Origin of the sequence: Gloeocapsopsis sp. IPPAS B-1203 (assembly GCF_002749975.1) — a bacterium.
Taxonomy (GTDB): Bacteria; Cyanobacteriota; Cyanobacteriia; order Cyanobacteriales; family Chroococcidiopsidaceae; genus Gloeocapsopsis.
This window is the reverse complement of sequence record NZ_PEIG01000008.1, coordinates 196659-218272: the sequence shown is the minus strand read 5'-3', so window position 1 is coordinate 218272 and position 21614 is coordinate 196659. Positions and strand designations below refer to the sequence as shown.

Annotated in this window: 17 protein-coding genes and 2 pseudogenes; 12 read left to right on the top strand and 7 right to left on the bottom strand. The window is 40.0% G+C overall.

The annotated features are described in order from the left end of the window. Window positions 1-97: 97 nt before the first annotated feature. Both CSQ79_RS15995 and CSQ79_RS15990 read left to right on the top strand, forming a co-directional pair. Window positions 98-934, top strand: coding sequence for an ABC transporter permease (locus CSQ79_RS15995; protein WP_099702163.1), 837 nt, complete (start codon window positions 98-100; stop codon window positions 932-934). Between the two features lie 48 nt (window positions 935-982). Continuing rightward, window positions 983-1576 (top strand): cysteine hydrolase family protein, encoded by a 594-nt coding sequence (locus CSQ79_RS15990; RefSeq protein WP_099702162.1) that lies wholly within the window; start codon window positions 983-985, stop codon window positions 1574-1576. Window positions 1577-1586: 10 nt separating this feature from the next. Here the strand turns inward: CSQ79_RS15990 and CSQ79_RS15985 are convergent, their stop codons facing one another. After that, on the bottom strand, window positions 1587-2630 hold the full coding sequence (locus CSQ79_RS15985; protein ID WP_289501197.1) for an ABC transporter substrate-binding protein: 1044 nt from the start codon (window positions 2628-2630) through the stop codon (window positions 1587-1589). A gap of 176 nt (window positions 2631-2806) precedes the next feature. Between CSQ79_RS15985 and CSQ79_RS15980 the strand changes: the two genes are divergently transcribed. From CSQ79_RS15980 to CSQ79_RS15970, 3 genes are all read left to right on the top strand, one after another. Further along, entirely contained in the window at window positions 2807-4264 is a 1458-nt protein-coding gene (locus CSQ79_RS15980) for an ABC transporter substrate-binding protein/permease (protein WP_099702160.1), read from the top strand. Then, on the top strand, window positions 4230-4991 hold the full coding sequence (locus CSQ79_RS15975) for an amino acid ABC transporter ATP-binding protein (RefSeq protein ID WP_099702159.1): 762 nt from the start codon (window positions 4230-4232) through the stop codon (window positions 4989-4991). The genes CSQ79_RS15980 and CSQ79_RS15975 overlap by 35 nt, the downstream gene beginning before the upstream one ends. 74 nt (window positions 4992-5065) lie before the next feature. Further along, on the top strand, window positions 5066-7510 hold the full coding sequence (locus CSQ79_RS15970; RefSeq protein WP_099702158.1) for a TIR domain-containing protein: 2445 nt from the start codon (window positions 5066-5068) through the stop codon (window positions 7508-7510). 39 nt (window positions 7511-7549) lie between these two features. On the opposite strand, the gene CSQ79_RS15965 is transcribed toward CSQ79_RS15970, so the two are convergent. Then, window positions 7550-8626 carry a coiled-coil domain-containing protein gene (locus CSQ79_RS15965; RefSeq protein WP_099702157.1) on the bottom strand — a complete coding sequence of 359 codons (1077 nt, stop codon included), beginning with the start codon at window positions 8624-8626 and terminating at the stop codon, window positions 7550-7552. 58 nt (window positions 8627-8684) lie between these two features. Further along, window positions 8685-9962 carry an ATP-binding protein gene (locus tag CSQ79_RS15960; RefSeq protein ID WP_099702156.1) on the bottom strand — a complete coding sequence of 426 codons (1278 nt, stop codon included), beginning with the start codon at window positions 9960-9962 and terminating at the stop codon, window positions 8685-8687. 73 nt (window positions 9963-10035) lie between these two features. On the opposite strand from CSQ79_RS15960, the gene CSQ79_RS15955 reads away from it, so the two are divergent. Next, a complete protein-coding gene (locus CSQ79_RS15955; protein WP_099702155.1) occupies window positions 10036-10356 on the top strand; it encodes a TMEM14 family protein in 321 nt (106 codons plus the stop codon). 7 nt (window positions 10357-10363) lie between these two features. On the opposite strand, the gene CSQ79_RS15950 is transcribed toward CSQ79_RS15955, so the two are convergent. The 3 genes from CSQ79_RS15950 to CSQ79_RS15940 form a co-directional block, all read right to left on the bottom strand. Beyond that, window positions 10364-11116, bottom strand: coding sequence for a Uma2 family endonuclease (locus tag CSQ79_RS15950; protein ID WP_099702154.1), 753 nt, complete (start codon window positions 11114-11116; stop codon window positions 10364-10366). A 148-nt stretch (window positions 11117-11264) separates the two neighbouring features. Beyond that, the gene (locus tag CSQ79_RS15945; protein ID WP_099702153.1) at window positions 11265-12413 is read right to left on the bottom strand and encodes a nucleotide-binding protein; all 1149 of its coding nucleotides are present in this window, start codon (window positions 12411-12413) and stop codon (window positions 11265-11267) included. Between the two features lie 177 nt (window positions 12414-12590). Continuing rightward, entirely contained in the window at window positions 12591-14360 is a 1770-nt protein-coding gene (locus tag CSQ79_RS15940) for a cyclase family protein (RefSeq protein WP_099702152.1), read from the bottom strand. Window positions 14361-14458: 98 nt separating this feature from the next. Between CSQ79_RS15940 and CSQ79_RS15935 the strand changes: the two are divergent. From CSQ79_RS15935 to CSQ79_RS28920, 6 genes and pseudogenes are all read left to right on the top strand, one after another. Further along, window positions 14459-14656 (top strand): annotated as a pseudogene (locus CSQ79_RS15935) (YjbQ family protein); the annotation flags it as partial. Window positions 14657-14762: 106 nt separating this feature from the next. Then, complete coding sequence (locus CSQ79_RS15930; RefSeq protein WP_099702151.1) at window positions 14763-16223, top strand: dihydrolipoyl dehydrogenase family protein; 1461 nt, start codon at window positions 14763-14765, stop codon at window positions 16221-16223. Window positions 16224-16283: 60 nt separating this feature from the next. Beyond that, window positions 16284-16733 (top strand): DUF29 domain-containing protein, encoded by a 450-nt coding sequence (locus CSQ79_RS15925; protein WP_099702150.1) that lies wholly within the window; start codon window positions 16284-16286, stop codon window positions 16731-16733. Window positions 16734-16843: 110 nt separating this feature from the next. Further along, window positions 16844-17680 (top strand): metallophosphoesterase, encoded by an 837-nt coding sequence (locus CSQ79_RS15920; RefSeq protein WP_099702149.1) that lies wholly within the window; start codon window positions 16844-16846, stop codon window positions 17678-17680. 383 nt (window positions 17681-18063) lie between these two features. Next, a pseudogene (locus CSQ79_RS28925) lies at window positions 18064-19578 on the top strand (esterase-like activity of phytase family protein); the annotation flags it as partial. Between the two features lie 207 nt (window positions 19579-19785). Beyond that, complete coding sequence (locus CSQ79_RS28920; RefSeq protein WP_502693935.1) at window positions 19786-20847, top strand: glycerophosphodiester phosphodiesterase; 1062 nt, start codon at window positions 19786-19788, stop codon at window positions 20845-20847. A gap of 117 nt (window positions 20848-20964) precedes the next feature. Here the strand turns inward: CSQ79_RS28920 and CSQ79_RS15910 are convergent, their stop codons facing one another. Beyond that, complete coding sequence (locus CSQ79_RS15910) at window positions 20965-21603, bottom strand: Uma2 family endonuclease (RefSeq protein ID WP_099702147.1); 639 nt, start codon at window positions 21601-21603, stop codon at window positions 20965-20967. Window positions 21604-21614 lie beyond the last annotated feature (11 nt).

Below are 21614 nucleotides of genomic sequence, written 5' to 3'. Positions count from 1 at the left end.
GGTCAATAGACATCTTTTTGTTATTTAATCGAATCGGAAATCGATAAACTGTTGTCTAAGATACAATGAGTCTTTGATAAAAAGTCATAATTCCGTTATGACACAAGTATTTTCTCAACCTCAGAAAAGATATCTTCCTCCTTCTACATTTTGGAGTTTGCGTCAAGGGTTTCCTCAGTGGTTACGGCTTTTGCTGTCAGCGATCGCTTTAGCTTTACCACTCGTTATTTGGGCATTTGTTAGCTACAGTGGATTAACAACTCCTGTGTTTTTACCAACACCTACTGCGGTGATTGATGCAGGGGTGCGAATGTTTACTGAAGAAAATTTACATGTGGATATTATTGCCAGTAGTTTGCGCGTTGCTGGTGGTTTTTTGATTGCCGCACTAGTAGGCGTACCTATAGGAATTTTGATGGGAACTTTCTACAGCATGGAAAGTTTATTTAGTCCTATTGTTGGTACGGTTCGCTATATGCCTGTTGTTGCCTTTGTCCCATTAATTATTATTTGGGTTGGATTGGGTGAAGCTGCAAAGATTTTAATTATTTTTCTGGGTGTTGTTCTTTACAATGCGATGATGATTGCTGATACTGTTAAGTTTATTCCTAATGAAATGTTAAATGTGGCTTATACTTTGGGTTCTAACCGCAGAGAAGTTTTATTTAGTGTCATTATTCCTGCGGTATTTCCGAGTATATTAGATACACTGCGCATTAATATTTCTGGTGCTTGGAATTATTTAGTAATTGCTGAACTGATCGCTTCGCAAAATGGTTTGGGATATCGCATTGTGCAATCACAACGCTTTTTACAAACAGATAAGGTTTTGTTTGCGATCGCCATTATTGGTGTGATTGGTTTATTAATTGATTACAGCTTAAAATTACTCTCCAAAGCTTTAACACCGTGGGTAGATCAAACTCGTAACTAGGTTATTTTTTCCCTAGGGCTAGGGTAGCTCATTTTACTTAAAATAACTATGGTGCAATTAAACTTATCAAAAACCGCATTAATTTGCGTCGATATGCAAGCAGGAGTCTTCACAGGTGAAGGAAACTTACATCATGTTGGCACTAGTGAAGTTCTTCCTAAAGCCAAAAAAATTCTAGCAGCAGCGCGGGAAACCAAAATACCAATTATTCACTTCCAAGAAGTACATCGTAAAGAGATGGTAGACTTTGGTAGAGAATTAGATGGTGCTGAACCTGTACATTGTTTAGAAACTTGGGCTAGTACGAAATATTACTGGGAATTAGCACCAATTGATGGTGAGTTTGCAATTTCTAAACGACGTTATAGTTGCTTTTTCGGTACAGAATTAGAAATTCTCCTTCGTGGGTTGAAAGTAGATACTGTTGTGTTGATGGGAATGATGACAAATGTTTGTGTTCATTACACTGCAGCCGATGCACATCAACGCGATTATCATTTTCACGTTATTGAAGATTGCTGTGCTGGTTCTGATTGGGATGCCCATTGGGCAGCTTTAAATGCAATGGAATATTTGCAAACAGGTGCACGCATTTTCCACACTGATTTTATGGCAGCTTTGCAGTTAGTAAAAGCCAAGTGACTAATGACTATTATGTTTGTACTTCCTTCAGAAATTTAGGTTCTAGCGTATTAGTTAAATTTGGGGCTTGAGGAATCTGTTTTTGCGATACAAGAAATTGGGACAAGTCATTCATATGATTGAGTAAATATATATCACTTTGAGGATTGCCCAGCATTTCTAAATTCGTTGGTAAATCGATTAATCTGACACCTTTGAGTTGTTCTTCTACTTCTTGGGGTGTCAACTGCAAACGTTTACCAGCGATCGCTAGCGCTTCATCGCGATCTGTTTCCATAAATTCTCGCGCCTGCAAAATTCCTTGAATAAATCCTGTCACAGCGTTGGGGTTAGCTTCAATGAACTGATTGCTAAACAGGTAGACATCCACAATTGCTGTTGGCATTTGAGAAGTATCGTAAATAATTCTGCCGTCTTGCTGTGCTTGATCTGCTTTTTGTAAAAACGGCGAATAAGTCACCGCAATCTCGGTTCTTCCTGCTTGATACGCCGCTGCTGCTGCATCAGGTGTGACGTTAGTAAGTCTGACATCATCACCACTTAAACCAGCTTCCTTCAAAACTTGTAGCAAGAAGAAATGACTGACTCCACCAACTTCAACAGCAACTTCTTTGCCTTTAAAGTCATTAATACTGGTAATACTGTTACGTGCCAGAATACCATCACCACCTAAAGAGTTGTCCGCTGCCATAATGATGCGATAGTCTACTCCCTTAGCAGCTAACGATACAGCTTCGGATGTCACCAGCGCTTGACTATCAAGACGCCCTGCACCAAAAGCCGCCATAGCATCGGTGGCTGAACTAAAATCTCTAAAATCAAGGTTTAAACCGTTTTCCTGAAAAAAGCCTTTCTCTAAAGCAATATACAAAGGCGTATATCCAATCCACAGGGTACTTCCTGATGTCGCTAGAACCGATTCTGTAGCAGTTGACGACGTATTAAAAAGCGATCCTGATGGTTGCTGAGTACAAGCATGTAATGCCAAACTCCCTGCAAATCCTGTAAATAACGATAGTGCTTGACGGCGCGTCCAATGTGAATTACTACTCATGCTCATGAGTATCTTGATCCTTAATTTACTCCTTCGCATCATTAAGCGATTTATTTAAATGAAAAATTGTTAATAAAAATACAATTTGCTGACTTATAATTCTATAACTTTTTAGGTATCTATTAATGGCATCTACGAATTAGCAGATAAATTGCTGCGTTAGTAAACTACTTACAATGAAAAAACTTAGGCTATTATTTACGATTTCACTTGCAGCAATCGTTACCTTAATTATCGTCGTCAGTGATGGCATAAATAACAAAATTGCCGCTCAATCACAATATGCTGGGCGTAGTTTGGTAATGGTGACATCAGCAGATTACCCACCCTACGAATTTAGAGATACAGCACAGGGAAATGAAATTATTGGTTTTGATATAGATATTGCCAATTATATTGCTCAAGAATTAGGATTTGAATTAAAAATTCAAGATACAGATTTTAGTGGTATAATACCTGCCCTACAATCGCAACGTGCAGACTTCGCAATGGCGGGAATGACACCAACAGAGGAACGCCGCCAAAACGTAGATTTTTCTGATATTTACTACGAAGCAAAAAATACAATTGTTGCACTCAAAGGTAGCAACTTTCAGCAACCTGAAGATTTAGCAGGAAAAAGAGTCGGCGTTCAACTTGGTTCAATTCAAGAAACTGCGGCAAAAGAATTTAAAGATGTTACTATTGTCCCGCTCAATCGTACTGGTGAGATTATTCAAGAAGTTAAATCAAGACGCGTTGATGCAGCAATTATTGAAGATACGATCGCTACAGGTTTTGTTGCCAATAACCCCGATTTAGAATTTAATACGATTGAAGCAGGCGAAGGTGGTTCTGCGATCGCATTTCCAAGAGGATCGCCATTAGTTGCTGATTTCAATGGCGTTTTACAACAAATGCAAAGTAGTGGAGAAATTGATAGGTTAATCAATAAATGGTTTGGTGGTGAACCTGAAACAAATGCAACTGCAAATGATGGTTTTTCTTTTGCCCAAATTGCCCCAAGTATTCCATTTATTTTGCGCGGCATTTTAGTTACTCTGCAATTTACCGCTTTATCTGCATTTTTTGGTTTTATCTGGGGAACAATTCTATCACTGTTTAAAATCTCCACATTTAAACCGTTAGTCTGGTTTGCAACAGCTTATACTTCAATCTTTCGTGGTACGCCGTTACTGTTACAAATTGCCTTGGTTTATTACGCCACACCACAAATCACGGGTTACAACATACCTGCATTATTAGCTGGGGTAATTACATTTACACTAAATTCTGGTGCATATATTTCTGAAACAATTCGTGGTGGTATTTTGGCAGTTGATAAGGGACAGCGCGAAGCTGCACTTTCTTTGGGTGTGCCTTACCGACCAATGATGTTAGATATTATCTTACCCCAGGCAATTAAAAATATTTTGCCAGCATTGGTGAATGAAAGTATCGCATTACTCAAAGATTCAGCTTTAGTATCTACAATTGGTGTAGCAGATTTGTTACGCCGCGCTCAAATTGTCGGTGCAGAAAGGTATATTTACTTTGAACCGCTGATAGTTGCTGGTTTGATTTACTACTTAATGGTTATGAGTTTAACTTGGGGTGGATATGCACTTGAAAGAAGATTACAACGTAGCAGTTGATGTTGCGGTTGATGTTGAAAATTTGCACAAATCTTTTGGTAATCTCAAAGTTTTACAAGGGATTTCTACCAAAGTCAGTAAAGGCGAAGTTGTTGCAATTATTGGTCCTTCAGGTTCAGGAAAATCAACTTTCTTGCGCTGCATGAATTTACTAGAAACGCCAACATCGGGCAAGATTTATATTGATGGCATTGATATTACGTCGCGTAAATGCGACATCATGAAGATTCGTCAAAATGTGGGAATGGTGTTTCAACACTTTCATTTGTTTCCGCATATGACGGTGTTAGATAATGTGGCGTATGCGCCGATAAAAGTTAAGCACGTTGATAAAAGTGTGGCGCGACAAGAAGCAATGGATTTATTAACGAAAGTGGGGTTAGCTGAAAAAGCTGATGTTTATCCTGCTAAACTATCAGGAGGACAAAAACAACGGGTAGCGATCGCCCGATCTTTAGCGATGAAACCGCAAGTCATGCTGTTTGATGAACCAACATCTGCACTCGATCCGGAAATGGTGAAAGAAGTGTTGGAAGTGATGAAAGACTTGACACAAACAGGAATTACAATGGCAATTGTGACGCATGAAATGGGTTTTGCAAGAGAAGTTGCCCACCGAATTTTATTTTTAGATGAAGGGCGTTTAGCAGAAGACGCAACACCAAAAGAGTTCTTTAATCATCCCAAAAGCGATCGCGCTAAGCAATTCCTCGAAAAAATGCTGTAAGATAAACGCAACTAGCCAATATACTATTTTCCAGAATCTCGCTAGCAGTTTGCGATCGCCATCTGGAGGACTGTATGAGTATCGGTGATCCGGTTGATTCGAGTTCAGTCCAAGCGCGGGATGACTACGATGTATTTATTTCCTATTCGCGTAAGGATGGGGAATTTGTGCATCAACTCTGGGAAGCTTTTAAACAGCACAACAAGAAACCTTGGCTAGATCAAGATAATATTCCACTCACAGCAAAGTGGCGTGAAGAGATCCGCGAAGGAATTGAAAAAGCTGATAATTTCGTTTTTATTATTAGTCCTGATTCTGTGACTTCCAACGCTTGTCGCGAGGAAATAGAACTTGCTGTGCAGTTGCATAAACGACTCATACCGATTCTTTATCGCTATACTTCCTCTAGAACTGTCCACGAAGCGCTAAGAGAAATTCAGTTTATTCCGTTTGCTGATGATTTTGCAAGTGCTTTTAATACACTTATTGCTGCACTTGATACCGATATAGCTCATGTTAAGGCTCATACAAGTTTACTTGTTAGTGCTCTTAATTGGCAAAGACACGAATGCGATCGCAGTTTTCTGTTAAATGGCGGACAAGTATTAGCAGAAGCAGAACAATGGCTAGCGCAAAATAAGGATAAAAACCCTCAACCAACAAATTTACACCAAGAATATATCAACACCAGTCGTCAAGCTGAAGAAGAACAAAAAGCTATTGAACTGCGGTTGCGACGCATGACACCCCAGCAATATCGCAATCGCCAAGCTTTACTCAACAAAGTTCATCAATATTGGGTAAAAGGTGTTTTAGAAAACTCACTGCAAAATCGAGCACCGATCGCTTTAGGGCTAGATGAACGACTTGATACTGTGGCTCAACCTTGGAACATGACGCTTGAGACAACCGAGCAACCAGAAAAACCGATTCCTGCTGGTACAAGAATTATTTCACTATTCGATCAACTTGGTGCAGGACGAACATTACTCATTTTAGGCGAACCTGGCGGTGGCAAAACAACAGCTTTACTCGAACTTGTCCGCGACTTAGTACTGCGTGCTGAGCAAGGAATTGATGACCGCATCCCTGTTGTTTTTAACCTTTGTTCATGGATTGATCAAAAACAAAAAATTACCGATTGGCTTGTTGAAGAACTTAATACTAAATATCAAGTCCCTCTACAGATTGGGCAAATTTGGGTAAAAGAACAGCAATTACTGTTACTCCTAGATGGCTTAGATGAAGTCCGCGCAGAGATTCGTGATGCTTGTGTGGCTGCACTTAATGTGTTTCAACAAGAAGAAAGTAGCGAAATGGTAGTGACAAGTCGAATTAAAGATTACGAAAGTTTGTCAAATAAACTCAGTTTTCAAAGTGCCATTTGCTTAAGGTTATTGACTTTAGAACAAGTTCATCTGTATCTAGATAGTACAGGTTTTGAGTTAACTAATTTAAGAACTTTAATTAGAGAAGATCGAGCACTGCAAGAACTGACGCGATCGCCTTTAATGCTCAATATCATGACTGTCGCTTATCAAGGAGTTAAGATTGCCACATTACCTCAAGCTGACACTACCCAACTATTCAATTCTTACATTGACCGCATGTTTCAGCACCGTCAACCAAAGCTTCACTACTCAAAATCTGTAGCAATACGCTGGTTAGTTTGGTTAGCACAACAAATGTCTCAACAGTCTAAAACAGTCTTTTTTATTGAGCAACTTCAACCGAGTTGGTTACAAACAACAGTTGACAAAATGACGTATCGCTTGGGAGTTATCTTACTTGGCGGAGTAGTTTGTTGGTTGATTGGAGGAGTGATTGGTGGATTATTTCAATGGCGCATCGAAATTGTCATTGGATGGCTACTATTAGGGTTAACAGTAGGGTTATTTATCAGTTTAGGAAGAAACACAATCTACACTGTAGAGACGCTGAAATGGTCATGGCAAGCAGCTTTTAAAAGCTTTATCAAAGGACTTTTTTATGGATTAGTTTATGGCATTGGTTTCGAGTTCATTGCTCAGGTCATTTTGCTACTAACTACGAGTGAAATGCAATGGTCGCTCATTGTTATCCTAACGACTACGCTAGTTATGGGAATGATTTTTGGCGTAGCTGGCGGGTTACGGGGCTGGGAAATTGAGACAAAAACAATCCCAAATCAGGGTATTTGGCGATCTATTGCCAATGCAGGAATTGTTGGTTTAGCAGGTGGATTAATTGGGGGAATACTGTTTGAACCTGCTTTTTGGTCACTGGAAGCGCGTAATGCGATCGTTGCTGGAGGTGCTGGAGTAGCTTTTGGTCTACTTTTCGGGCTAATTTTGGGTGGTGGTCAAGCTTGCATACGTCATTTTAGCTTACGCTTTGTCTTATACCGCAAAAATTTGATTCCTTGGAACTACGCTCAATTTCTTGATTACGCCACTGATTTAATCTTTTTGCAAAAAGTTGGTGGCGGCTATATTTTCATTCACCGTTTACTATTAGAGCATTTTGCACAGATGAAGTGATTATTAAAAACTGATAGGCAAAAAGCTATTCTCTAAAATTCACTCGGTATTCAGCTTTTCGGAAGGATCAATTTCTGTTTCTATATCCAAACTATCAATTAATTCTGAAAAGGGAAATTCTGTATTTTCTTGTGGAATATCATCGCTTAATGGTTCTGCAATTAAAGCTTCTATCTGTTGATGGAATTCTAAAATTTGGCTTTGTAGTTGATTTCGTTCTGCTTGTAAAGACAGTAACTCGGCTTGTTGCTGTTCTTTCTCTGCTCTCAAATAATTTATGTTACGCTGAATATCATTTTTCTGTTGCTCTAATTGTTCAACTTGATTTTTTAAGATGTCAGTCTTAAGCTCTATTTGTTGCTTCTGTTCTTGATAACTCTGGATTTCACTGCTCAGTGCTACTTTTTCAGCCTGTTGCTGCGCTACTTGTTGCTGAAATACTTTATTTTTTTCGATGCATTGTTCTAAAACACTGACTTGATTTTTCAAACCATCTATTTTAGATAACAAAGCTGATTGTTGCTGGTGTAAGTTTAAAATTTCTTGTTCTATAGCTTCTTTAGAAAATATTTTTTTTGTGAAGTCGCTATGTAGTTTTGTCAACTCTGATTGTAAAACATCAGAATCTTTTTCTAATGCTTCTTTTTCATTAGAAATAATTAATTTATGTTGTTCAAGTTCGCTGATATTAGCGTGTAATTTATTTAGTTGTTCTGCTAAATTTTCTTTTTGTTCCTTCAAGCTTTGAAGTTCGTGGTGTAAATCATCTTGATAGCTACGCCGTGTTTCAAATTGATTGCGTAGCTGATTACACTGCGACTGTAAGTAACTAATACTATTTTCTAATTCTTGTTTTTTAAAACTTCCATTAGAGAGAATTTGATTCAAGTTAATCTCTTGGGCTTCTAGTTCTTGAATTCGCTGGCGCTGAGAAGATAAAACGAGTAACTCATGTTGTTTGTGTCGTTTGTCTACAACAATCGCTGCTGCGTAGGTAGCAGGTAGAGAGATTAAACCTGTCAGTAACGCCCGATTTGCGTTTCTATTGGAAAGGAAGCTGATACCAAAGCTGACACCAAAGGCAACTGCACCTAATATAATTCGATTACTAACCATAGCGCGATCGCTTATCTTGAGATTGATGGTTACTTAAACTGAATCCAGATTAACAGCATCATCCCGAAAATAGATCTAGCTCAGCTTTAAGAAAATCAACAAACTGTCTTGCGGTACGTCCCGATCGTCCATTATGCCGTGTCGCCCATTGCAAAGCACGATATTCCAAATCTTCTTGACTAATGGTAATTTCAGCTTGTGCAGCAAGATGACGAATAATACTCAAATATGTTTTCTGATCTGCGGGTTCAAAAGTCAAAGTTAAGCCGAAGCGATCGCTAAACGATAGTTTTTCCTGCATTGTATCCCAGGCGTGAACCTCCTCACGATCTCGCACCTGTGGTCTATCATCAAAAAATTCTCGAATCAAGTGACGACGATTAGACGTAGCATACACTACAACGTTTTGCGATCGCGCTGTTAAGTTACCTTCTAAGACAACTTTTAAAGCTTTAAAAGCATCATCATCTTCTTCAAACGAAAGATCGTCCACAAAGATAATGAATTTCTGGGGAACATTGCGCAATTTCTCAACAATTTGTGGTAAATCTTTTAAATCAGATTTAGCAACTTCAATTAGACGTAGATTGCGAGCTTGATATTCATTCAATAAGGCTTTTACCAAAGAAGATTTTCCCGAACCACGAGTACCATAAAGTAATACGTGAAGTGCAGAATATCCTGAGAGGAGAAATTCAGTATTTTTTAGTAAAGTCTCTTTTTGCAGTTCATAACCTACAAGTTGATTTAGTTGAATTGTATCTGGATGTGAAATTACAACAAATCGCCCCGCTTGCCAACGTAAAGCACGATTTATAAATAAACCTGTGCCAAATTTACGATAATAAGCTACTAAATCGGCTACGAGACTTTCCCAATTTTCTGTTAGGTGAAAAGGAATTTTGTCAGTTTCTTTTACCTGATTATCCCATACAGTCGGTGGTGTTTGTAATTCTGTTGCAACTTGTACCCACTGACTCAAAGTATTGCTACTGCATTGATAAAGACTCTGCAATGCTTGTAAATCGTGTTTTGCTGCGGCTAAAAGGGCTAGTGGTAGGGCTTCTGTTTTCTGAACTTGTTGTGAGAATGGGTTATCGTCAAGAAGAATTTGCGTAATGAGAAAATCTTGCCAACTTTGGTTACTTGCAGCTAAAGCTTTGAAGTAATTGCCATAAGCTTGAAGACAACTGATTTGATCTACACTATGACTCAGTGTTTGTAATAATTGTAAAAAAGCTTGACCAACTTCATTATTTAGCACAGATTGGTATAGTAGCAACGATGCTGCTTGACACCTGAGAGTTTGAATTGAGTTACTGATGTGGGTATCCATAAATAAATTCAGCAATCTACCTCAGTTATGGTAAATTGTCTGCCGACAGTTAAAGATAAATTTAGAATAAGCAATGAATACGGCTATTATTGCAGCGATCGCTTACGGAATTATTGCTCTCATTGGGGGTATTATTGGTTACACTCAAGCTCGCAGTACTGCATCTTTAATCTCAGGAATTATTAGTGGGTTACTTCTCTTTGCTGGTGCAGTTCTTTACTTACAAGGACAAGCTTGGGGATTTACTTTAGCACTGATTGTTACAGCTATTTTAGTAATCGTATTTACAATTAGATTTGCAAAAACACGTAAATTTATGCCAGCAGGATTAATGCTGACTTTAGGAGTACTCACGTTAATAATTATGGTAAGTCAATTGGGAGCGATCGCCTAATCACTAATTACACTTCGGGTTCTACTCCCAATGCTCTTAATTGTGCTGCCAAACGCTCAGCCTTTTGGCGTTCTTGTTCAGCTTGTTGAGTCGCTTGTTGTGCTTTTGCTTGTGCTGCTTCCTCTGGTAACAAGACTAAATTGCCAGAACTATCAAAAAAACGCAACCAAGGTGCAGTTTCTCTATCTATTGTTCCTTCCCAGGTTCCCAGCCAAAAGCCCAACGCTTCACACCACAACCATCCTTGTTCATTTGCTTCTATTGGCTGATAGCGATGGCTAGCATCTAATTGCCATCCTTGTAGCGAACTCGGAGTAAAAGGATCGTAGACAAAATAATTTGGCGTTCTAAATGTGCGTTCGTAAATTTCTTTCTTTGTTACCTGATCAACTTCTGCAGTCGAAGGCGACATTAACTCTACTATTACATCTGGATATCGCCCGTCTTCTTCCCAAACTACCCAGCCTTGACGCGATTTTGTACCATCCACATCTAAAGCAGCAAAAAAGTCTGGTCCACGGAAGTCGCGATTACGCGCTTGAGTGCTGCTATAGTAAATAAACATATTACCGCCTGCAAAAAAGTCGTTACGCTCCGACCAAGCTTGTTCTAGCGATCGAATCAAGACATTCATGGCAATACGGTGGCGATTGCTTTCCAAGGGTTCACCATCATCGAATATCAAGTCAGTAGGTGGCATTGGTGGTTCCCAATCCCACCCTACATCTTGGGAGATTGTCTTTTCTTCAGTAGACGACATGGTAAAACTCTCCCTAGCTAAGATTTACTCGTTAGTACATTTATATTACCTGATGAAGGTTGGGTGCGATCGCATTTCTTGGATCAAGTCTAGTTAACTACCCACAATGTAAAGCAACTAGTCACTAGCCACTCAACCGAAGATAGTATTATTCTCTCAAAATTCCTATTCCAGCTTCCTGCTCGATATAATCTGCTAAGTTAATAAAATCTTCACGTGGATAGCATCTTCCACCAATTAAGTTAAATGCTAATTCACTGCGGGGATGTTCTGGATTTTCAAGAATATGAATACCCCAGTAATAAAGTAAATCGCTAGCCCGAATACAAACTTGCTCAGGATCAATGCAGTGAAATTTATTGTCTATTTTACTTGTTTCTCGATAAATATCGGCATAAGCTCTTTTCAAAATCTGTAAACGTCTATTTCCAGGATCTTTAAAGTTATTAACTAAGACAAATAAATGTGCAGTATTATTGATCCTACGAATGTGTTTTACAGTTTCTTGAATAACTTTACCATGCTTGTTGATTCCTAATGGATTTAAAGTTGTGGGAATCAGGCAATAATCAAATTTTGCTACTAATTCTGGGGAATTTCTTTCCATTGCAGGCGAACAATCAAAAATCACAATTTTGGCATCACGCGCAGCATCTTCATCCCAATCTTCACCATCAAATACTTCAATTGTCGCTCCCATTCCTCTAGAATTAGGAACATAAACACCATCACCGACAAGTTTTTGTAAATTTTTTTCCGGATCTAGATCTACTAATGCAACATTGAACCCTTGCAAAGCAAATGCACCTGCTAAATGTGCTGCAACTGTTGTTTTACCTACACCGCCTTTGCAAGTAAACACACCAAAATAAATTTTGCCAGGCTTGGGTGGTTCAGGTGGTGGCGTTACTTCAACATCCCCATTAATAAAATTAAAACCATTTTCGGTTGCAACACCGCAACGAATTTTAGTATCACCCCAAGATTTAATTAAAGCACGCGCTGGACCACCAAAACCTTTTGTCGTGAGAAAAATACCAGCATTAAACTTTTGACCTTCAGGAGAATCTAGATAATCAGCAAACCTTGTTAACTGTGTTGATGTTACATTATTTTTTAGCCATTTTACTTGCACAGCCGCGACACAATGATTTTTTTTAACAACTAAATCGTATCCTGGTTGATTCGGTTTAGGAGTTTCAACAGTCCAACCGTGCTTATGAAATATTTTAGCGACGTGTTGCTCAAAATGAGTGAAATCATGAGCAAAATTGTATTCTAATGTTGTTGCAGTCATAGTTAATTTTAAAAATATCTAGTTCAGTGTATTTAGGGATAAATGACTTCAAAGATGAAGCTTGATTTCTATTTAAAAGCTATACTAACACCACAACTATAGTGAATATACGGAAGCAACAATGAAGAATCGATGAAACTTGATGAAGAAAGTACGAAGCTAAAAAAATACTCACAGTTATGGAACAAATGCCATCACAGCAGCAGGTGAACCTGAACCGTTTTGTAAGCGTAAAATGCCGATCGCTAACGTAGTTCCACGGATAGGTAATTGATCGAGATTCGTTAAATTTTCTAAGACAATTCTTGGTTTTTCTAGTACTAAACGATTAGTAGTAAACATGGTATCTTGTCCAGAATCAACACCATGCGTATCAATTCCCACACCAGCAATGTGTCGTTGTAGCAGAAATTGCGTTGCATCCTTGCTAAAACCTGGAAAATGAAGATCGCCAGCCATGTCTGCATTGAGAAAGGCGGCTTTATCCCACCATTTGTTGTGCCAACCTGTGTACAGTAACACCACGCATCCAGGGGTAATTTCACCGTATTGTTGCTCCCAAGCTAAAATATCAGCAGCACTCAGCGTGTAGTCAGGGTTTGTTGCCTGTGGTTGGATATTTAAAACTACAGCAGGTACAACCAATGAATTGGCAGGATATTGATCGATTCCTACTCCATCAGCATAAAAACTTTTAGGGGCGTTGATATGAGTTGCAGTATGTTCGCCTAAAGAGAAACGCCGGAGGTAATAATCATCTTGATTTAACTCAGCAACAGTTTCAAATTCTACAGGTGGATCGCCTAGCCATTGAGGAATATCAGGATGAATAATGTGACTGAGATGAATGATTTGCGAATAGGTGATATTTTGATTTTTTGGGTGATATCGCTGTGGTGAAGTTAATTGCTTTAAAGTTGCTGCCATAATTGCAGGAGTTTGCCCCGAAACCGTATATACTAGGGCTTCGCGATAGACTCTTTGTGCTGGACGATCGCTATCATTTGCACTACCACTCGAAACTGTTACCGCTGCGTGTGCAGTGCGTACTGCTAAATCAATAGCCCAGGCTCGAAGTTGTACTTTTTGTGTAAATGTAGAGTAGTATGCTTGAGTAATTGCCTCTCGACATTCTCTCAATTCTCGATCTAACGCGGTAAAAGCTTCATCAATACAAGCCAAAGATTTTGCTTGCGCTGCTGCTTGTATAATATCTAATCCTGCCATTGCACATCCTATTGCTAATGGAGTTGCTCGCAGAATATTTTTGATATCGTTGTTATGAATCCATCCCGCAGGTTTGATAAAAACGACGCGATCGCTTGGTAAAAAGAAGCGAGTCAAAGTTGCGCTGACTGTACTTGTCGATCTCATTGAGGCGAGTTGCATTAAAGTGCTAAAAGCGATCGCACCTCCAGTTGCTTGTTGCGTCTCTATAAAAGGTACAATGCCAAAAACAGCACCACCATCTGGTAAAGTTGCAGCAACAATAAATTCAGCAAACAAGTTCCAACCAGTTACCCAAGGCACAAATCCATCAATTTGATATCCTCCTACTACAGGTATCGCTACAGTTGTTGGATCTCCTAACCGTCGAATGTGCGAAAAGCCCACACCAAGTAAAACGTCTCCATTACCCATGTGCGGAAGATATGCTTGTTGTAATGCAGTATTATTACTTTGTACCAACATCCCCGCAGCACTTTGATGTTGTGTTTGTAAAAAAGCTAACGCACCAGAATACCTAGCCACCAATTCTTGAAACTTTGCAAAAGTTGGATCACTGACACCGTATCCACCCCATTGTTGCGGTACTCGTAATGCAAGTAAACCCAAATTACCCAATCCTTTGAGGGCTTTGAGTAATACATCTGGGTTAGTGTCGATTTCGTTAGCTAACGGTGCAACTTCTGTCGGTAAATAAGATTTGGCTGTGTCTAGGATCATTGGTACTTGGTAACGGGTAATTGGTAATTGGTAATTGGTAAGTGTATAGGCATAGGATTGCGCCAGAATGGAATTTTTAGTAGTTTTGTCAATTAAGCATGATTTATCAACACCACATTACTTTATCGACTCAAACACACGGTGATATGCATGATATTACCGATCAGGTTAACTCGATTGTGCGAAAGTCTGGAATTAAAACTGGAATGGCGCACGTATTTAATGTAGGGAGTACTGCCTCGATTGGTACAATTGAATTTGAACCAGGGTTGCAAGGCGATCTACCCGAACTTCTTAAAGTGATTAGTGCCTAGTGATTAGTGGCTAGTAACTAGTAACTCAACAATAGTCTAGCTACTCCACCGGAGATGATTATTGATTAAAAGTACGTAGATAAATATTATGGCAGTAGAATACGATCTGGTTGTGATTGGTGGCGGTTCTGGTGGGTTAGTTGTTGCGGGAGTCGCTGCTGCACTTAAAGCTAAAGTTGCTTTGGTAGAACGCGATCGCTTGGGCGGTGATTGTTTATGGAATGGTTGCGTTCCGAGTAAATCTTTGATTCATGCATCGCGCATCGCCTACGAAGTCAAACACGCGTCGCGTTTTGGGATTCATTGTAACGATAACAAAATTGATTTTGCTAAAGCAATTGGACACGTACAAAGTGCGATCGCCGCAATTGAACCGCATGATTCACCTCAACGATTTGAAGCTTTGGGTGCTGAAGTGATTTTCGGTAGTGGTGAATTTGTTGATAAAAACACCTTTATCGTTAATAATCGTCGTTTAAGAGCAAGAGCATTTGTGATTGCAACAGGTTCGCGCCCTGCGGTTCCTAACATTCCTGGATTACAAGCAGCAGGTTTTATTACAAACGAAGAAGTTTTTGAAATTACCGAACGCCCCGATACTTTAGGTATTATTGGTGGTGGACCCATTGGCTGTGAATTAGGGCAAGCTTTTGCACGATTAGGTTCCAAAGTGACAATTATTGGTAGCAGCGATCGCCTTTTACCCAAAGAAGATCCTGAAGCCGCCGCCGTTGTACAACAGCAATTGATTTCTGAAGGAATCCGCGTACTGACAAAAACACGAGCAGAACGTGTCGAAGTTATCAACGATCAAAAGTACTTAATTGCTGGAAATGAAAAAATAGCCGTCGATCAAATCTTAATTGCAACTGGACGCAACCCAAATGTCGAATCCTTAAATTTAGAAGCCGCAGGAGTTGAACTGCATCAAAAAGAAGCCGCAGGTTACGATCAGCAAGGCAATAAAAAAGGAATTCGCGTCAACGCCAGACTGCAAACAACAAACCCGCGAATTTACGCTTGTGGTGATGTGATTGGTGGTTATCAATTTACTCACGTTGCTAGCCACGAAGCAAACGTTATTATCAGAAATGCTCTATTTCTACCAATTCTTAAAGTTGATTATCGCGTTATTCCCTGGGCGACATTTACCGATCCTGAATTAGCCCGCGTTGGTTTAACCGAAGCCGAAGCCCGACAAAGCTATGGCGATCATATCGACGTGATTAAACAAGAGTACGCGGAAGTAGATCGCGCTCAAGCTGAAGCTGCAACTCAAGGTTTTGCCAAAATTATTACTAAACGTAACGGTGAAATTCTTGGCGCACATATAGTAGGTGCATCCGCAGGCGAATTAATTCATGAAATTATCTTAGCAATGTCGCATAAACTTAAAATTTCTGCCTTGGGGGGGATTCATATTTACCCAACACTTGCAGAAGTTGTCAGTAAAGCAGCTTTTGCCCGAACGCAAGAGAAATACGAAAAAAATCACGTGCTACAAAAAATATTAGAAAAATTGTTTCGCTTGCTGCGATCGCTAGGATAAACTATCGGTTCTTAAGGTCAAACTTCTCGTACGCACTGATAGCAAAGGAAAAGCGATGTGATGCAAAAAAACACTGAGTCAAAACTATACGATCGAGATTTCAATTTATGGCTAGAGGATACTGTCACCAAACTCAGGAGACATGATGTAGATAATTTAGATTGGGAAAACTTGATCGAGGAAATTATAGCTTTGGGAAAACGTGAGAAGCGAGAACTAATCCACCGATTGGAAGTCCTCTTATCTCATCTACTCAAGCGCATCTATATTGATTCTGCCTATGATAATCGTGGTTGGGAATTAACAATCAAAGAACAACGCAGACAGCTACAACTTCAGTTAGAACAATCTCCTAGCCTCAAAAAATATTTGACAGAAATTTTTGATGACTGTTGGCAGTATGCTTTAACACAAGTCAAGCTTGAATATGCCAAAGTTCCCTTCCCTGAACATTGGGACTTTAGCCGCGATGTTGAGGCAATATTGTCACAAGAATTTTGGCTACAATAACTTACTTCTTTCGTTACCCCCCTGCTTCCTCTGCTTTCCCCTAGTAGCAACCTCAAAGAAAAACGGTATAAGCTAAAAGCGCTGCTAATTGAGGAGTGAACTCAAGCTATATGCACTGGCTGTTATCTGGATCTTTGAGTGTAGAGAAATTAACAGTTGCGATCGCAGATCTTCCTCCATCCTTACAAGGGACAAAGCTAGTCCAACTTTCCGATCTGCATTATGATGGCTTGCGACTGTCCGAAGAAATGTTAGCGCAAGCGATCGCCGCCAGCAATGAAGCTGAACCAGATCTCATTGTTCTTACTGGCGATTATGTCACCGACGATCCTACCCCAATTCATCAACTTGTCCTGCGACTCAAACACCTGCAAAGCCGTCATGGTATTTGTGCAGTCCTTGGAAACCACGATATTTATTATCCTGAATCGCAAGCTGAAATTACTAAAGCACTAACTAGCATCGACATTGATGTTCTCTGGAATCAAATTGCTTATCCTTTTGGTGCAAGATTACCGATTGTCGGACTTGCAGATTACTGGTCAAAAGAATTTAAAGTCAAACCTGTCATGCGTCAACTGGATAACAATATACCCCGCATTGTTTTGTCACACAATCCCGATACTGCCCAAATTTTGAAAAAATGGCGCGTAGATTTGCAACTATCTGGTCATACGCATGGCGGTCAGTTTACCATTCCTGGCATGGGACCTGCTATATCTATTTACAAAGACTTTCGGCGTAGCCTTCCTAAAGAAATGCGGCGTTGGGTTCCGTTTATGCAAAAGGAATGCGCCAAAGTTGTCAAACATTGGGAATGGGCGCAAGGCTATCATCGTGTCGGTCAAAATCAGTTATATGTCAATCGCGGTTTAGGAACATATCTTCCTGGACGCTTTTTTTGTCCTCCAGAAGTCACGGTGATTACTTTAGTGACTGGTGGATAGTAGCTAGTGGCTAGTGATGAGAAATTCACTAAGCGCTCATTAACTAAATTATGGCAGTCTATTAATGCAAAGTTAGTCAGTTCTTAACAATAGAGTGAGATATTGTTAGTGCCGCGATTACGCACGGCGCAGCGCCAAAGGCGATCGCAGGTATACTTTCATTTTAGTTTTGTTAAGTGAAAGCTGAATTAAATAATTAGGACTACCGTAGTTCTTAGATCCCATCTCCTGAAATTGAAAGTAACTAGATATCTTTCGATGTGGATTGTTTATAGAACTGCATTAGGTTTAGTCCAGCTTTGCTGTGCGCATAATTGGGACAAGTTTTACTAGTTAAACATTGTCCTGACTAAATTCCATTTTTTTAGGAGGGGAGTCGAACGATGCTGCAACTCCAAGGTTTTGCTAAATTACCCGCAGATACCTTTGCAGAAGGACCACCATCAGGTCAATACAATAGCGATGGTTCTCTAAAGCCCGAACCACCATTTCCTGGACAACCTGTTCAAGGTTTTAGTGCAGTTCAATTTGCTGATGAGAATTCTTTTTGGTTTCTTTCAGATAATGGCTTTGGTAATAAGTTAAATAGTCAAGACTATCTCCTACGTATTTACCGCCTCGATCCGAGTTTTAGAGGTGCAGAAAATAAAGATGGTAGTGTAGATGTTCTCAACTTTATTCAACTTGCCGATCCTGATAATAAAATACCATTTCCGATCAAAAACGAAGGCACAAATGCCCGCCTGTTAACAGGTTTTGATTTTGATATCGAATCTTTCGTTGTTGCTGCTGATGGGACGCTTTGGGTAGGTGAGGAGTTTGGACCGTATTTATTGCATTTTGACCAAACAGGTAAACTCCTAGATGCACCAATTCCTACACCCGATTTTGATTCTGGTGATTTTGTGCGATCGCCTGATAATCCTGATGTGTTAACTGGTGATGCTACTGAAAACCTCAGTCGTTCTAGAGGCTATGAAGGCTTAGCAATGACTCCTGATAAAACAAAGCTGTATGCTTTACTTGAAGGTACTGTAACAGGAGATCCAGAAGATGCGTTGCGAATTTACGAATTTGATTTAGCATCGAAAGAATTTACTGGAATCAAAGGCTATTACCGCAAAGAAAATCCTGACTATGCAATTGGGGATTTTGCAGTTATTAACGAAAACGAATACTTAGTGATCGAGCGCGATAATTTGAGTGGAGATGAAGCACAATTCAAAAAGATCTACAAAGTTGATTTATCGCAGCAAGATGCAAATGGTTATGTCGCAAAACAAGAAATTGGCGATCTTTTAAATATTCGCGATCCTCAAGATCTCAATGCTGACTCTAGCACAACGTTTACCTTTCCCTTTGTCACTATCGAAAATGTCTTAGTCATCGATGAAAATACAATTCTTGTTGCTAATGATAATAATTACCCTGCAACAGGTGGACGTTCAGATACCGAATCAGATCACAATGAGATCATTTTGTTGAAGTTAGATCAACCCTTAAATCTCGATCCGCGTGTTGGTATTAGTTCGATTATTGGTAGTAACTTGCGCTTTGGTACTCCTGGCGACGATGAGTTGTTTGCGACGCGCAATGATACTTTATTCGGTGGTGCAGGTGATGATACTCTAGATGCTACCGCAGGTCAGGGTAGTAATCGTTTATATGGCAACAGTGGTAACGATGAACTACTAGCAGGTATCAACGATCGCTTGTTTGGCGATCAGGGGAATGATATCCTCGATGCTTCTCAAGGACGTGGCGGTAATCGACTTTACGGTGGTGCAGGTAACGATACTTTATTTGCTGGTAGCGCCGGAGGCGATCGCCTGTTTGGTGGTGACGGTGACGATGTGCTATTTGCAGGCACTGGTGATAATATTCTCACAGGTGGCGATGGTAAAGATCAATTTTGGATTGCTGCAGGAGAGACTCCCACATCACCAAATACCATTCGTGATTTTCAATCAGATGTTGATGTTATTGGTTTAGGTGCAGGTTTAGCTTTTGCTGATTTAGCAATCGCCCAAACCGGAAGTAACACAACAATCAGCCTGAAGGATGGCACAGAATTAGCTATTCTTGAAGGAGTTGATGCAGGTACAATTTCAATTTCCGATTTTGTGAGTACTGCACCCCGTCCCCTCATTATCGGTCACAGAGGCGCGAGTGGTTTACGTCCAGAACACACTTTAGCAGCTTACGAGTTAGCCATCGATCAAGGTGCGGATTACATCGAACCCGATCTCGTCATTACCAAAGATGGTGTATTAGTAGCGCGTCATGAAAACGACATTTCTAATACAACTGATGTTGCAGATCGTCCAGAATTTGCAGATCGCCAGACAACTAAAGTTATTGATGGAGTCGAAGTCACAGGTTGGTTTACTGAAGACTTTACCCTTGCAGAACTTAAAACTCTCCGCGCCATTGAACCTTTACCCGAACTCCGTAGCACTGAGTATGATGGTTTATATGAGATAGCAACACTAGAAGAAATCATTGACTTAGCCCAACACAAAAGTGCTGAAGTTGGTCGCACAATTGGTATCTATCCTGAAACAAAGCATCCCACTTACTTCGATAGCATTGGACTATCGCTGGAAGAACCTTTAGTAGAGATTCTTGATGCAAATGGCTATAGCGATCGCGACGATCCTGTATTCATTCAATCCTTTGAAACAGCCAATCTCAAACAACTTGATGAATTAACAAATCTTCCTCTAATTCAGTTACTTGGAGGTAGTGGACAACCCTATGACTTCACTGTAAGTGGCGATCCGCGTACTTATCTCGATTTAACGACTCCTGATGAGTTGACAAATATTGCTACTTATGCAGATGGTATTGGTCCTTCTAAGCGATTGATTGTTCCGGTTAATGAGGAAGGAAGATTACAACCTCCAACATCATTAATCGATGACGCCCATGCAGCAGGATTACTTGTTCACGCTTATACTTTCCGCAATGAAGACTTCTTCTTAGCTCCCGATTATCAAGGTAATCCAGAGTTGGAATACGAGCAATTCTTTAGCCTCGGACTTGACGGCTTGTTTACAGACTTCCCTGGAACAGGCTTTGAAGTTACTAATCGGTTGTATCCTTTGACTGCTGCTGATCCTTTACTAGGAGTCGGTTTGCTCTCAACTGATACCTCTGTAGCTTAATCTAGATGTAACAAATAAGAGCGATCTCGCGATCGCTCTTACCACTTTTATATAGAATATAAGCTGCATAGAAAACTATTTGTTTGTCAATCTTATATATCAGGTGGGAAAACAAGATTACTGAAACTGAGTTAATAACCAAGCACTCACTTTGCCATGATTCATCTGACGAGTGTGTTGCAACGCTTCTTCTAGCACAGAAATGTCTAATCCTGGTAACACTTGCGATCGCCTAATTCTGCGACTGCCGTTATTTTCTACTGCAAACGCAATAATTTCAACATTCTGCACATCAATAATCCAGTACTCGCTCACTCCCAGATCTTCATACAGCAAGCGTTTATTGCCTTTATCATCCAATAAAGAGGTGTTGGCGACTTCAATCACCAAAGTTGGTGGAGGATAATTGTCAAGATCCACGATTCCTGTGCCCCAAGGAACCGCTTCTGCTGTTTCCCCAATGTAGTACGACACATCAGGTTGCGCTTCGTTCACTCCTGTTTTGCGATAAGTGCAGTTATCATGACCATTTAAATCAATATCTTTAATTCCCGCAAACAAATGAACTGCATAAATAACGATCGAGTGATCTCGCGAGTGATCGTTTCCAACGGGTGACATTTCAATCCTCATCTGACCGTTATAGTAGTAGCCTTTTGCTGTTTCGCCAACAGTTTCTAACACCCGCAAATAGTCATTCCAGGTTGTTGTCACCCAGGTATCGGTTGGCAGTTGTACACTTGGGCTATAATTCATACCTAACCTCC